An 835-nucleotide genomic window follows, 5' to 3' on the forward strand; every position below is an offset into this window, starting at 1 on the left:
CATCGTCACTTTCATGAGTAAACTGAATGACTTTGGTGTCACTGACCGCAGAATTCGACGGATCAGAGCCATCGGCTAGATTCGTTTCAGATAGTGAAATTGGTGGAATGACATCTATGGTCGGAACATCACCATCCGTAATCGTAAGCGTCACTGTCGAGGTAAGAACGTCATCATCGCCATCGCTTGATGTCACAACGATATTTCTAACAATATCGCCTGCTGAGTGGTCTAAATCTCGGTTCGGCTCAAAGCGCACTTCCCCTTGAGTCGTAATAAATAGTGAGCCTTCGGTGAAGGTAAACTCTTGCTCGGTCGCATCATTCGGGTCTAGAGAGTAAGCGGTGCCGTCATAGGTAAATTGAGTCACGCTCGCGCCATCGGCACTCGCGAATGTTAATACATCGAAAACGGATGTCGTTGGCGTACCTGCAGCTAAGTCGGCGACAGTAGGCTCTTCAATCGTCAGATCGCCACTAGCCATCACTTGAACATCATCGGTAATAGTGACTGACAGAGGTGACATTAAAGAGTCATCACCGTCGGTATCAACCGCGTAAACTGGTAGTTCAAACGTGAAGTCGTTATTGCCACGACCATCCTCGTGGTCGATATTCTCCAACAGCGTAAAGGTATATTGCCCCAGAGTCGTAGCGCTAAAGCTTAATGTGAAAATCTGTGTTTCTACATTAGAGGCACTAGTTGTAAAACCAACATAGTTACCTGAGCCTGCAGGATCTTCTTTCAAATCAATTGGAAGACCATCGGATTTCAATGAGTCATCACTGTTGAACTCACTTGGCTCTAAACGGAATTTCTCTACATTGTCACTTTG

Annotated in this window: 1 protein-coding gene; it reads right to left on the reverse strand. The window is 46.0% G+C overall.

From position 1 onward, the window contains the following. On the reverse strand, positions 1 to 835 hold an 835-nt coding region (locus tag AB4371_RS21440), incomplete at both ends, for a hypothetical protein (RefSeq protein WP_372150637.1).

The sequence above is a fragment of the Vibrio sp. 10N.261.51.A3 genome (genome assembly GCF_041471965.1).
Lineage (GTDB): Bacteria > Pseudomonadota > Gammaproteobacteria > Enterobacterales > Vibrionaceae > Vibrio > Vibrio crassostreae_C.